This is a genomic window from Streptomyces sp. 3-6 (assembly GCF_056323165.1).
Window position 1 is genome coordinate 95,197 of sequence record NZ_JBWHZP010000006.1, and the last position, 12,309, is coordinate 107,505.

Sequence of the window (12,309 nt, forward strand, 5' to 3'; positions counted from 1 at the left end):
CAGGGAACGACGGTGGCGGATCGGAGCACAGCTGCCGTCGACGTGGCAGACAACAGCGGCGAGGAGTCGCTGACCGCGCAGGCGGACCAGTCCACGGCCGACGGGGTGGCCAAGAACCGGGAGCAGGACACGGACAGCGACGAGGCACAGGAGAGCACCGGGACCGACGGTTCCGGGAAGACCTCGCCGCCCGAACTGCACAGCGGTCACAAGCTGGCCAGGCGCTACCGCCTCGAGGAGTGCGTCACCCGTCTGGACGGGTTCAGCAGTTGGCGCGCCGTGGACGAGAAGCTCCGCCGGGCCGTCGGCGTGCACATCCTGCCCGCCGACCATGCGCGAGCCCGCTCCGTCCTGGCCGCGGCCCGTTCCTCCGCCCTGCTCGGTGACCCTCGCTTCGTGCAGGTCCTGGACGCCGTCGAGGAGAACGACGTCGTCTACGTCGTCCACGAATGGCTCCCCGACGCCACCGAGCTGACCACCCTGCTCGCCGCCGGCCCCCTGGAGGTGTACGACGCCTACCAGATGGTCAGTCAGGTCTCCTCCGCCATGGCCGCCGCCCACCGCGAGGGCCTGTCCCATCTCCGTCTGAACCCCAACTCCGTCCTGCGCACGTCCACCGGTCAGTGGCGCATCCGCGGCCTCGCCGTGAACGCGGCGCTGCGCGGCGTCTCCTCCGACACCCCGCAGCGCACCGACACCGAGTCCATCGGTGCCCTGCTCTACGCCTCGATCACCCAGCGCTGGCCGTACGAGAGCGATGCCTACGGCCTCACCGGACTGCCCAAGGACGTGGGTCTGCTCCCGCCCGACCAGGTGCGGGCCGGCGTGCATCGCGGCTTGTCCGAACTGGCCATGCGCGCGCTGGCCAACGACGGGGCCACCGCCTCCCGTCACGAAGCCGCCTGCACCACCCCCGAGGAGCTGGTGAAGGCGATCGGCGAGATGCCCCGCATCCGTCCCCCGGAGCCCGCGTTCACGACTCCTCCGGGCTACCAGCGCACGACCTACCAGCAGGGCACCTACGGTCGTCCCGCTCCGCACCCGCACGCCACGCAGCCCGTACCCACCCCTCCGCCCCCGCTGCAGAGCCGCACCGGCAAGGCCCTGAAGTGGGCCGTGTCGGCCCTGCTGATCGCCGCACTCGGGCTGGGCAGCTGGCAGCTGGCGGACGCCCTGATGGACCAGGGCAGCGCGTCCGACGACCCGAACAAAACCCAGACGACCGACGGCGACGAGAAGGGCGGCCGTCAGCCCCGGCCCGTCAAGCCGCTCGCCATCCAGGGGGCCCAGGAGTACGTGGCCAAGGGCGCGGCCCAGGCACCCGGAGACGTCGGCAACACCTATGACGGCGACAGGTCGACCTACTGGCGCACCAAGACCTACCGGGAGGGGCCGGACATGAACCCGGCCTACAAGCCCGGCGTCGGGATCGTGTACGACCTCGGATCCGAGCAGTCGGTGACGTCGTCCTCGATCGGCCTGCTGCACCAGGGCGCTCACACCACGATCACCCTCTACGCGACGGACTCCCCGGGCTCGTCCACCCCGATCAGCTCGATGACGAAGCTGGGGACCGAGACGACGAGCGGCGGTGAGGCCACGGTGAAGGTCGACAAGCCGGTCAAGACCCGCTACGTGCTGGTCTGGCTGACCGCCCTGCCGTCGGCGCCCGGAGACGCCTACAGTGAGCCCGGTTACAAGCAGGCCATCACCGATCTCAAGTTCACCGGCTGACGTCTCACCGAGGGGGAGGGGTCCGATGGCGGACGGCACCGCGTACCGCGAAGCGAGCGACCAGGACCTGCTCTCCCGCCACGTGAAGGGCGACCCCGATGCCTTCGGTGAGCTGGTGCGCCGGCACCGCGACCGGTTGTGGGCCGTGGCGCTGCGGACCCTGGGCGACCGTGAGGAAGCCGCCGATGCCGTCCAGGACGCCCTCGTCTCCGCCTACCGGGCCGCACACTCCTTCCGGGGCCAGTCGGCGGTCACCACCTGGCTGCACCGGATCACGGTCAACGCCTGCCTCGACCGCGTCCGCAAGGCCGCCTCGCGCAAGACCTCACCCGTCGAGGACACCGAGCGGCTGGAGCAGCTGCTGGAGCCGCACGAGTCCGCCTCGGCCCCCGCGGAACGCAACGACCTGCACCGTCAGCTCATCGAGGCGATGGCCACTCTCCCGCCCGATCAGCGGGCGGCTCTCGTCCTCGTGGACATGCAGGGGTATCCGGTCGCCGAAGCCGCTCGCATCCTGGATGTCCCCGCCGGCACCGTGAAGAGCCGCTGCGCCAGGGGCCGGGCCAGGCTGCTACCGCTGCTCACCCACCTCCGCTCCGACACGACCGGTGAAGGCGACACGACCGGTGAAGGCGAGAGCAGGACCCGCGGAGGGAACCGGACGCGAGGTCCGTCCGTCCCATCCTCGGCGGAGCCGCGGCAAGCGGTTCCGCCGGAGAGCGGACCGAATGATCCGGCTGCGGTGAAGGGCGGAGGTGGGCGAGCGTGACGTCGAAAGCGGACAGGATGGAGCACCCGGACGTCGCGGAGATTGCCGACCTCACCGAGGGCCTGCTTCCGCCGGACCGCACCACCACCGTGCGGCGCCACGTGGGCGAGTGCGAACTCTGCGCTGATGTGCACGCCTCCCTCGAAGAGGTCCGGGGCCTGCTCGGTGCGCTGCCCGAGCCCGCTCGCATGCCCGATGACGTCGCCGAGCGCATCGATGCGGCGCTTGCTGCCGAAGCCCGGCTCAGTGCCACGGGCACGGGACGCCGGACGCCCGGTGGAGAGGCCGGTGGGGCGATCCCGTCGCCCGACAGCCACGGCGCTGATGTGTCCGACGCTGATGTTTCACGTGAAACATCAGCCGCACCGTCCGACCGGCCTGCCGGAAAGGCCCGGCTCTCGACGACCGGACCGGGTCGCGGCAGCCGTCGCCCCGGCAGCGCACGCCGAGGACGGCGCCGGATCGCCGTACTGGGCACCGCGTTCACCGTCGCCGCTCTGGGCCTCGGCTCGGTCCTCCTGTCCTCACTCGATGACACCGGAAGCGCTGAAGGGGACCAGCGGGTGACCGCTGCCGACACCTTCGCCGCGGGGGAGCTGGAGCAGCAGGTGACGGAGCTCCTGGGCCGGAGTGCTCCCTCCGACGCCGGGTCCCGCTCACCGAACACCTTCGGGCTCGAGTCGGAAGCGAACGGGACGAGCCCTCGGACCCTCAGGCAGCCCGCCGTCCCGGAGTGCGTCCGTGAGGGCCTCGGGACGGACGACCAGGCCCTCGCGACCGAGACCGGCGTCTTTCAGGGCAAGGAGGCGCTGCTCGTGGTACTTCCCGAGTCCGCCGACGAGCGCCGGGTCACGGCCTACATCATGGAAGCGACCTGCGTGGACCGGCCATCGGCCGGCCCGGCCCAGCTGCTGCTCAAGGAGTCCTACACCCGGCGTTGAGCGCCGACTGCGCCTGGTGGCCACCCAGGCCCCTGACGCTTGTGTTCACTTCCCGGGGCTCGCCCCCGGCGGCGCTTCCGTGTGCCCTGACACGGCGGGAATGCCCGCCCCGTAGGATCCGTTGGACGGGGTGAGAGTCCCGCGAGAAGCTCCCACCACCGGTCGACCGAAGCAGACAGAGACGAGGAAACACGCCGTGAGCGACGTCCGTAACGTGATCATCATCGGCTCGGGGCCCGCCGGCTACACGGCAGCGCTCTACACCGCCCGTGCGTCGCTGAAGCCCCTCGTGTTCGAGGGTGCCGTCACCGCCGGTGGTGCCCTGATGAACACCACCGATGTCGAGAACTTCCCCGGTTTCCAGGACGGCATCCTGGGCCCCGAGCTCATGGACAACATGCGGGCCCAGGCCGAGCGTTTCGGCGCCGAGCTCATCCCGGACGACGTGGTCGCCGTCGACCTGTCCGGTGAGATCAAGACCGTCACCGACACGGCGGGCACGGTGCACCGGGCCAAGGCCGTCATCGTCACGACCGGCTCCCAGCACCGGAAGCTGGGGCTGCCGAACGAGGACGCCCTCTCCGGCCGCGGTGTCTCCTGGTGTGCCACCTGTGACGGCTTCTTCTTCAAGGACCAGGACATCGCCGTGATCGGTGGTGGCGACACCGCGATGGAGGAGGCCACCTTCCTCTCGCGCTTCGCCAAGTCCGTGACGGTCGTCCACCGCAGGGACACCCTGCGCGCCTCCAAGGCGATGCAGGAGCGGGCCTTCGCCGACCCGAAGATCTCGTTCGTCTGGGACAGCGAGGTCGCCGAGGTGCAGGGCGACCAGAAGCTCTCCGGGCTGAAGCTGCGCAACGTCAAGACGGGCGAGCTGTCGGACCTGGCGGTGACCGGCCTGTTCATCGCCATCGGCCACGACCCGCGCACCGAGCTGTTCAAGGGCCAACTGGAGCTCGACGAGGAGGGCTACCTCAAGGTCGAGGCGCCTTCCACTCACACGAGTCTTCGCGGCGTCTTCGGTGCCGGTGACGTGGTCGACCACACCTACCGCCAGGCGATCACGGCGGCCGGTACGGGCTGTGCCGCCGCCCTCGACGCCGAGCGTTACCTCGCCGCCCTCGCGGACGGCGAGAAGGCCGAACCCGAGAAGACCGCCGCCGTCTGATCACCCACCACGCATCAACCAGTTAAGGAGCCCGCCGTGGCAGGCACCCTGAAGAACGTGACCGACGCTTCCTTCGAGCAGGACGTCCTCAAGAGCGACAAGCCCGTCCTGGTGGACTTCTGGGCTGCCTGGTGCGGCCCCTGCCGCCAGATCGCTCCGTCCCTCGAGGCGATCGCCGCCGAGTACGGGGACAAGATCGAGGTCGTCAAGCTGAACATCGACGAGAACCCGGGTACGGCCGCCAAGTACGGCGTGATGTCCATCCCGACCCTGAACGTCTACCAGCGGGGCGAGGTCGCCAAGACCATCGTCGGCGCCAAGCCGAAGGCCGCGATCGTCCGCGACCTGGAGGACTTCATCTCCGAGTGACGCCGATCCGCCCTCGCGGCGGCATGTTTCACGTGAAACACAAGAGGGTCGGCCCGTTTCGGGTCGGCCCTCTCGCACGCGTCGCTCAGGAAGGGAGCCGTTGCCGGCTCAGAGCGGCCGAAGGACGGGTTCCTTCTGCACCGCACCCAGCAGACGGTCGAGCGCCATCTCCACATCTTCCTTCCAGGAGAGCGCCGTCCTCAGTTCGAGCCTCAGCCGCGGATGGCGTGGGTGCTGCCGCACCGTCTTGAAACCCACCGCCAGCAGATGGTCGGCCGGCAGGACACAGGCCGGCTCCTTCCAGCGGGCGTCACCGAACGCCTCGATCGCCTTGAAACCCCGGCGCAGCAGATCCTTGGCCACGGTCTGCACCATCACCCGTCCCAACCCCTGCCCCTGGTATCCCGGCACGATGATCGCCGTCATCAGCTGAACCGCGTCCGGTGACACAGGGCTCGTGGGGAACGCGGTGGAACGGGGAACATACGCGGGCGGGGCATAGAGCACGAACCCCACGGGGACGTCGTCCACGTAGACGACTCTTCCGCAGGAGCCCCACTCCAGGAGCACGGCCGAGATCCACGCCTCCTTCTCGAGCGCGGACTTACCCGCTTTTACGGCTGCCTCACCGCTGACGGGGTCGAGTTCCCAGAAGACACATGAGCGACAGCGCTGGGGGAGGTCCTGAAGGTTGTCCAGCGTGAGCGGTGCGACCCGACGCCCCATGAAGGCTGTTCCTCGCTTTTCTCGCCTGCTGCCTCACAGGCGGCTGCCAGAGCGTTCCGTTCCCTGAGCAAGCTGCCGACGAATCCGCCCACGGCCCCCACTCCCAGCCAAGCGCTCACCATCCGGGTGCGGCTCGTCATGCGCATGGCTCCTGCCTTGGTCTCGGACGTGCTGCCGGGTGAGTGCGCCATATACGAACGCATCGTATCCATGATGCGTTTCCGTCGATACCGGCAGAAAGCAAAGGGCGGACCGTGTTCCGGTATACACCGGACAAGGTCCGCCCCAGTCGGCTGCGTCACGGCAACCGGTGGCTGCTCAGGACTCCGGCTCGACCGAGTCGTCGTCGACCAGACTCCTCTGCAGGACAGGTCCCTCCCCCGGTGCCAGCGTGCCGAGGATGCGCTCGAGGTCCTCCATGGAGGCGAACTCGACCGTGATCTTGCCCTTCTTCTGTCCCAGATCGACCTTCACCCGGGTCTCGAAACGATCCGAGAGACGTGTGGCCAGGTCGGTGAGTGCGGGTGAGACCCGGGCGCCGGCGCGCGGCCCCTTGGCCTTCGGGGCCTTCTGGGGCCGCGAGCCCATGAGGTTCACGATCTCCTCGACCGCTCGCACCGAAAGGCCCTCGGCCACGATGCGGTGAGCCAACCGGTCCTGCTCCTCGCTGTCCTCCACGGAGAGAAGAGCACGCGCGTGCCCCGCGGAGAGCACCCCGGCAGCCACCCGGTTCTGCACCCTGGGGGAGAGTTTCAGCAGCCGCAGTGTGTTGGAGACCTGCGGCCGGGAACGGCCGATGCGGTCCGCCAACTGGTCGTGGGTGCAGTTGAAGTCCCTCAGCAGCTGGTCGTAGGCGGCCGCCTCTTCTAGTGGGTTCAGCTGGGCACGGTGCAGGTTCTCCAGCAGCGCGTCCAGAAGGAGCTTCTCGTCCTCTGTGGCACGGACGATCGCCGGAACCTTCTCCAGGCCGGCCTCCCGGCACGCCCGCCAACGCCGCTCACCCATGATGAGCTCGTACTGACCGGGACCGGTCTGCCGTACGACGACCGGCTGGAGGAGCCCGACTTCCTTGATCGAGGTGACGAGCTCCGCGAGAGCGTCCGGGTCGAAGACGGTCCGCGGCTGGCGCGGGTTCGGCGTGACCGAATCCAGCGGGATCTCGGCGAAGTGCGCACCGACGGGCGCCGCGACTCCGTCAGCGGCCGAGCGCGCCGGCGTCGCCTCCGTTTCACGTGAAACGGGCGGCAGGGTGGCCACCTTCGCCGCGGCGACACCTCGCTCGTTCGGCAGCACTGACGCTGCCCCGCCCGTCGCACCCGATGCGCCGCCCCCCACCGCGGGCGGCGGCACGGTCCGCTCCGTCGGGGCAGCAGGAATCAGGGCACCGAGACCGCGGCCCAACCCCCTCCGTCGCTCGCTCACTGGACGCCCTCCACCATGTTCGGATCGTTCTGCTGTGCGCCGACATGGGCATGCGACGCGTCATAGCTGATGCCGACGCCCCTCAGCGCGATCTCGCGTGCCGCCTCGAGGTACGAGAGAGCACCGCTCGATCCAGGATCGTAGGTCAGCACCGTCTGCCCGTAGCTCGGTGCCTCGGAGATCCGGACCGAACGCGGAATGCTGGTCCGGAGCACCTCCTCACCGAAGTGGCTGCGCACCTCGTCCGCGACCTGGGAGGCGAGCCGGGTCCGGCCGTCGTACATGGTGAGCAGGATCGTCGACACGTGCAGAGCGGGATTGAGATGTCCCCGCACCAGGTCGACGTTGCGCAGCAACTGGCCCAGCCCCTCGAGCGCGTAGTACTCGCACTGGATGGGGATCAGGACTTCCTCCCCGGCCACCAGCGCGTTGACCGTGAGCAGTCCCAGGGAGGGCGGACAGTCGACGAGGATGTAGTCCAGTGGCTGCTCGTAGGCCTGGATCGCCCGCTGCAGCCGGCTTTCCCGCGCGACCAGGGAGACCAGCTCGATCTCTGCACCGGCGAGATCGATGGTGGCCGGGGCGCAGAAGAGTCCTTCCACATCGGGGACGGGCTGAACGACGTCAGACAGGGGCTTGCTCTCCACCAGGACGTCGTAGATCGACGGGACCTCTGCGTGGTGATCGATGCCGAGCGCGGTGGACGCATTGCCCTGCGGGTCGAGGTCGACCACCAGGACGCGAGCACCGTGCAGGGCGAGCGAGGCGGCCAGGTTGACGGTGGTCGTGGTCTTACCCACCCCGCCCTTCTGGTTGGCCACCACCATGACGCGGGTCTGCTCGGGCCGTGGCAAGCCCTCACCGGCGCGTCCCAGTGCCTCCACTGCCAGTTGAGCAGCACGACCGATGGGAGTGTCGTCCATAGGCGGCGGTGTTTCACGTGAAACATCCGCCCCCATCGACTCGGTACGGGGACCGGGGACCGGATCGGTCATCGGTCCCGCGATGTTGGCGTCGGACCGCAAGGATTCACTCTCCTCGACTTCAGGCTCGCAATGAACAGAGCCTCCCATGCCTTCGGGGTCGTGAACCAGTGAGGCCTGGCGTTCTGTGGAGAAATCCACCTCTGTGGACATGTCCGTGCCCCTCACGGGGGACGGAGCGGTGTCCGGAACGGGACTTTCTCCGAGTGAACCGAGAGGCTTGCGGTCGCGGGGTTCGGCCGCAGCGCGGCCGCGACTGATGATGCCGTGCAGCAGTGAGCGACGTTTCACGTGAAACACGATGCACAGCGCCATGAGCCGTATCGGCGCGACACTCCGGCGGACGCCGGTTCGGCAGCTGGGGTGGAGTCCTTCTGGCCCCGTACGGACGGGGCGGTGTGTTTATCCGCGCCGACGGCGGGTGCGACCCGTCCGTGCGGCCTTGGCGCGCTTCGCCGCGAACCGCACGCCTCCGGGACTCTCCCCGACTTCCACCCGCACCACCGTCGACAGCGGGTCCACCACGCCGTCACCCACGTGCACGATGGACGTCGTCACGGCCCCCAACTTGTTCAGCGCACTCGCCGCGCTCTTCAGTTCCTCCTCGGCGGTGTCCCCCTTGAGGGCCAGCATCTCCCCGTACGGCCGCAGCAGGGGGATCCCCCAGGTGGCCAGTCGGTCGAGAGGCGCCACGGCACGCGCGGTCACCACATGTACGGGAGGGATCTTGCCCATGACCTCCTCCGCCCGACCCCGCACGACCGTCACATGATCCAGCCCGAGCAGTTCCACCACCTCGGTCAGAAAGGTGGTGCGCCTGAGCAACGGCTCCAACAGTGTGATCTTGAGGTCTTCCCGGACCAGCGCCAGGGGAATGCCGGGCAGGCCGGCGCCCGACCCGACGTCGCACACCGTCACTCCCTCGGGGACGACCTCGGAGAGCACGGCACAGTTCAGCAGGTGGCGCTCCCAGAGACGGGGCACCTCTCTCGGGCCGATCAGACCACGCTGGACACCCGCCTCGGCGAGCAGCTCCGCGTACCGGACCGCGTCCGCGAAGCGGGCACCGAACACCTCACGTGCCTGCTCGGGCGCGGGGGGAAGCTCCGCTGCCTCGGTCACGGGGGAACCGTCCTTCCGTACCGTGCCGACATCGAGCGCCGACACCAGAACCACGAACTATCAGGCTGACAACATCCGGCCCCGCCTGCGCAACAGACGGGGCCGGTGAAGCATGCATCCGATCAGGCGGGAAGCACAACGACGAAGCGCTGCGGCTCCTCGCCCTCGGACTCGCTGCGCAGTCCGGCGGCCTTGACCGCGTCGTGCACGACCTTGCGCTCGAACGGCGTCATCGGGTCGAGCCGCACGGGCTCGCCACTGCTCTTGGCATCCGCCGCGGCCTTCGCACCGAGCTCGGACAGCTCGGCCCGCTTCCGGGCCCGGTACTCGGCGATGTCGAGCATCAGGCGGCTGCGGTCGCCGGTCTCCCGGTGCACGGCCAGCCGCGTCAGTTCCTGGAGTGCCTCCAGTACCTCACCGTCCCGGCCGACCAGCTTCTGCAGATCACGGCTGCCCGTGTCGCTGATGATCGATACGGAGGCGCGGTCGGCCTCGACGTCCATGTCGATGTCACCGTCGAGGTCGGCGATGTCGAGCAGACCCTCCAGGTAGTCCGCAGCAATTTCACCCTCCTGCTCCAGGCGGGTCAGGGTGTCTGTGCCCTCGGCAGCGGTGGAGATGGTGCCTTCCGTCACGGATGGACTCCTTCTTACTTCTTGGACGGGGACTTGGGCCGCTGCGGGCCCTTGCGCTGTCCGGACTGGGCCTTGCTGCGGGTACCGCTGCCGGGCTGCTTGCCCGTGCCCTTCTTGGCACCGGCGGTGGACTTGGCGTTGCTCCCGGCCCGCGGTTCGTCGGACTTGGTCAACGAGGTGGGCTCGCCGGCGGCCTTGGCCGCGCCGGACTGGCGCTGCGACTTGCTCTGCCGCTTGGGCTGCTGGCGCTTGGGCGCCGTCCCGCCCTGGGCGCCGTCCTCGGCGTGCTCCGTGGCCTCGCCCTTGATCACGGAACCGTCGGTCTGGGCCACCAGACCCGACTTGCCCAGACCGTTGATGAACCTGCGCTCGTGCTCGTTGCGGTCCCGGCCCTTGGCGACGATGGCCTTGACGATGGCGCGCTGGCGACGGTTGCGGGTGCCGTCGTGCTTCACGAGGTGCTTGGCGAGGCGCTCCAGGTAGGCGGCCTGGGCCTTGGAACCCGGCGTCGGGTTGTTGTGGATGACGTACATCTGCTGGCCCATGGTCCACACGTTGGTGGTCAGCCAGTAGACCAGGACACCGACCGGGAAGTTGATGCCGAAGACGGCGAAGATGATGGGGAAGACGTACATCAGCATCTTCTGCTGCTGCATGAACGGCGTCTTCACCGTGGTGTCGACGTTCTTCGTCATCAGCTGGCGCTGCGTGTAGAACTGCGACAGCGACATCAGGACGATCATCAGCGCCGTGACGACGCGCACGTCCGTGAGCGAGGCGCTGAGCTCCTGGACCTTCTCCGCGCTGTCCGTGAACTTCGCGGCGAGCGGGGCGCCGAAGATGTGGGCCTTCTGCGCGCTCCGGAGCAGGGTCTCGTCGATCACGCCGACGGTGTTGTTCGACGCGATGCTGTTGAGCACGTGGTACAGCGCGAAGAAGAACGGGGACTGCGCCAGGATGGGAAGACACGAGGACAGCGGGTTGGTACCCGTGTCCTTGTAGAGCTTCATCATCTCTTCGGACTGGCGCTGCCGGTCGTTCTTGTAGCGCTCCTGGATCTTCTTCATCTCCGGCTGGAGCGTCTGCATCGCGCGCGTCGCCTTGATCTGCTTCACGAAGAGCGGGATCAGGCAGATACGGATGAGGATCACCAGGGACACGATGGACAGGCCCCAGGCCCATCCGGTGTCAGGGCCGAAGATGGCGCCGTACACCGTGTGGAACTGGACGATGACCCAGGAGACGGGTGTCGTGATGAAGCTGAAGAAGCTGGCAATCGTGTCCACTAATCATGCTCCTTGGGCATGGGACGAGGTCTCGGCGGCCGGGCTCGAAGGACTCGTCGGACCTGTGGGGGAAGTCTGTCCCTCGGTGGCCGGTTCGGCGGCGGAGGGCCCGCCCTTGCGTGCACGCCAGGCGCTTCGCAGCATCTCGTGCCATCGCGGGCGCTTGCGCGGAGGGACATGGTCCACACCACCGAGCGACCACGGATTGCACCGCAGGATGCGCCAGGCCGTGAGTGCTGTGCCCTTGATGGCACCGTGCCGGTCGATGGCCGTGTAGCCGTAGTGGGAACACGATGGGTAGTACTTGCAGACCGGGCCCAGCAGCGGACTGATCGTCCACTGGTAGAGCTTGATCAGGGCCAGCAGTGGGTACTTCATCGGGTGCCCCCTCCCAGGAGCCGCTGCAGGGCGGCGTCCAGGTCTCGGGCCAGTTCTGCGTGGTCGGCGTCGCCCGCGCCGGGCAACGCTCGTACGACTACCAGGCTACCGGGGGGCAGCCGGCCGATTCGCTCGCGCATCAGATGGCGAAGCCTGCGCTTCACCGTGTTGCGCACCACCGCACCGCCCACGGCCTTGCTCACGACGAAACCCGCACGCGTCGGAGGAGCGCTCTCCCCAGGCGCGTGCGGGTCCGTGGCACCGCTACGAAGGTGTACGACGAGGTGCTGGCGCCCGGCCCGGCGTCCTCGTCGTACGGCGTTCGCGAAGTCCTCGCGCCGCCTCAGCCGGTGGTCGGTGGGCAGCACGACGTCATGACCTGATCGGGATCAGGCGGACAGGCGGGCGCGACCCTTGCTGCGGCGGGACGCGAGGATCGCGCGGCCGGCACGGGTGCGCATACGCAGCCGGAAGCCGTGGGTCTTCGCGCGACGACGGTTGTTCGGCTGGAAGGTGCGCTTGCTCACTCGGGGGCTCCAGAAAAGATCGGGGTCTGCGGGATGCCGTCCTGGCTGTCACCGTGCGCCCACGAGTAGCTCGCGTTACGCCCGAGTGCACCGCTGACCGATCACCTTGTGCGATCTGTGCCCATCGGAGGCAGGCGGCAGCAGCCATCGACAACTCGACCTCGTCACGGTACGCGCGGCTGCGCCATTCGGTCAAACCGCTGCTCGCCGGGAGACACTTGTCCACAGCCTGGGGACAACAACTTGAAC

14 protein-coding genes are annotated in these 12,309 nt (G+C 68.6%); 5 read left to right on the forward strand and 9 right to left on the reverse strand.

What is annotated here, in order from left to right; genetic code table 11:
• Positions 1-12: 12 nt before the first annotated feature.
• The 5 genes from AC02VZ_RS10825 to trxA all read left to right on the forward strand — a co-directional run bounded on the left by AC02VZ_RS10825 (position 13) and on the right by trxA (position 4,981).
• Positions 13-1,734, forward strand: a complete 1,722-nt coding sequence (locus AC02VZ_RS10825; protein ID WP_476475238.1) for a serine/threonine protein kinase — start codon at positions 13-15, stop codon at positions 1,732-1,734.
• Positions 1,735-1,759: 25 nt separating this feature from the next.
• Positions 1,760-2,503 carry an RNA polymerase sigma factor SigM gene (gene sigM, locus AC02VZ_RS10830; RefSeq protein ID WP_476475239.1) on the forward strand — a complete coding sequence of 248 codons (744 nt, stop codon included), beginning with the start codon at positions 1,760-1,762 and terminating at the stop codon, positions 2,501-2,503.
• Entirely contained in the window at positions 2,500-3,444 is a 945-nt protein-coding gene (locus AC02VZ_RS10835; protein WP_476475240.1) for an anti-sigma factor, read from the forward strand. The genes sigM and AC02VZ_RS10835 overlap by 4 nt, the downstream gene beginning before the upstream one ends.
• A 196-nt stretch (positions 3,445-3,640) precedes the next feature.
• A complete protein-coding gene (gene trxB / locus AC02VZ_RS10840) occupies positions 3,641-4,612 on the forward strand; it encodes a thioredoxin-disulfide reductase (RefSeq protein ID WP_432058685.1) in 972 nt (323 codons plus the stop codon).
• 36 nt (positions 4,613-4,648) lie between these two features.
• Positions 4,649-4,981 (forward strand): thioredoxin, encoded by a 333-nt coding sequence (gene trxA, locus AC02VZ_RS10845; protein ID WP_432058684.1) that lies wholly within the window; start codon positions 4,649-4,651, stop codon positions 4,979-4,981.
• Positions 4,982-5,089: 108 nt separating this feature from the next.
• Here trxA and AC02VZ_RS10850 read toward each other — a convergent pair whose 3' ends face one another.
• From AC02VZ_RS10850 to rpmH, 9 genes are all read right to left on the reverse strand, one after another.
• Positions 5,090-5,707: a GNAT family N-acetyltransferase gene (locus AC02VZ_RS10850; RefSeq protein WP_432058683.1), complete on the reverse strand. Its 618-nt coding sequence runs from the start codon at positions 5,705-5,707 to the stop codon at positions 5,090-5,092.
• A gap of 318 nt (positions 5,708-6,025) precedes the next feature.
• A complete protein-coding gene (locus AC02VZ_RS10855; protein WP_476475241.1) occupies positions 6,026-7,129 on the reverse strand; it encodes a ParB/RepB/Spo0J family partition protein in 1,104 nt (367 codons plus the stop codon).
• Complete coding sequence (locus AC02VZ_RS10860) at positions 7,126-8,202, reverse strand: ParA family protein (protein WP_432058692.1); 1,077 nt, start codon at positions 8,200-8,202, stop codon at positions 7,126-7,128. The genes AC02VZ_RS10855 and AC02VZ_RS10860 overlap by 4 nt, the downstream gene beginning before the upstream one ends.
• 312 nt (positions 8,203-8,514) lie before the next feature.
• On the reverse strand, positions 8,515-9,234 hold the full coding sequence (gene rsmG / locus AC02VZ_RS10865) for a 16S rRNA (guanine(527)-N(7))-methyltransferase RsmG (protein ID WP_432058681.1): 720 nt from the start codon (positions 9,232-9,234) through the stop codon (positions 8,515-8,517).
• Between the two features lie 122 nt (positions 9,235-9,356).
• Positions 9,357-9,869, reverse strand: coding sequence for a Jag family protein (locus AC02VZ_RS10870; RefSeq protein ID WP_362094014.1), 513 nt, complete (start codon positions 9,867-9,869; stop codon positions 9,357-9,359).
• Between the two features lie 14 nt (positions 9,870-9,883).
• Entirely contained in the window at positions 9,884-11,155 is a 1,272-nt protein-coding gene (yidC, locus tag AC02VZ_RS10875) for a membrane protein insertase YidC (RefSeq protein ID WP_476475242.1), read from the reverse strand.
• A 3-nt stretch (positions 11,156-11,158) separates the two neighbouring features.
• Entirely contained in the window at positions 11,159-11,533 is a 375-nt protein-coding gene (yidD, locus tag AC02VZ_RS10880; protein WP_362094020.1) for a membrane protein insertion efficiency factor YidD, read from the reverse strand.
• Positions 11,530-11,901, reverse strand: coding sequence for a ribonuclease P protein component (rnpA, locus tag AC02VZ_RS10885; RefSeq protein ID WP_432058679.1), 372 nt, complete (start codon positions 11,899-11,901; stop codon positions 11,530-11,532). Before rnpA ends, yidD begins: the two co-directional genes overlap by 4 nt.
• 21 nt (positions 11,902-11,922) lie before the next feature.
• Positions 11,923-12,060 (reverse strand): 50S ribosomal protein L34, encoded by a 138-nt coding sequence (rpmH, locus tag AC02VZ_RS10890; RefSeq protein WP_003956500.1) that lies wholly within the window; start codon positions 12,058-12,060, stop codon positions 11,923-11,925.
• Between the last annotated feature and the right edge of the window lie 249 nt (positions 12,061-12,309).

Coding starts and splice junctions, on each gene's coding strand:
- sigM (WP_476475239.1), top strand. CDS start 1,760: ATGGCGGACGGCACCGCGTACCGCGAAGCGAGCGACCAGGACCTGCTC.
- AC02VZ_RS10850 (WP_432058683.1), bottom strand. CDS start 5,707: ATGGGGCGTCGGGTCGCACCGCTCACGCTGGACAACCTTCAGGACCTC.
- AC02VZ_RS10860 (WP_432058692.1), bottom strand. CDS start 8,202: ATGGGAGGCTCTGTTCATTGCGAGCCTGAAGTCGAGGAGAGTGAATCC.
- yidD (WP_362094020.1), bottom strand. CDS start 11,533: ATGAAGTACCCACTGCTGGCCCTGATCAAGCTCTACCAGTGGACGATC.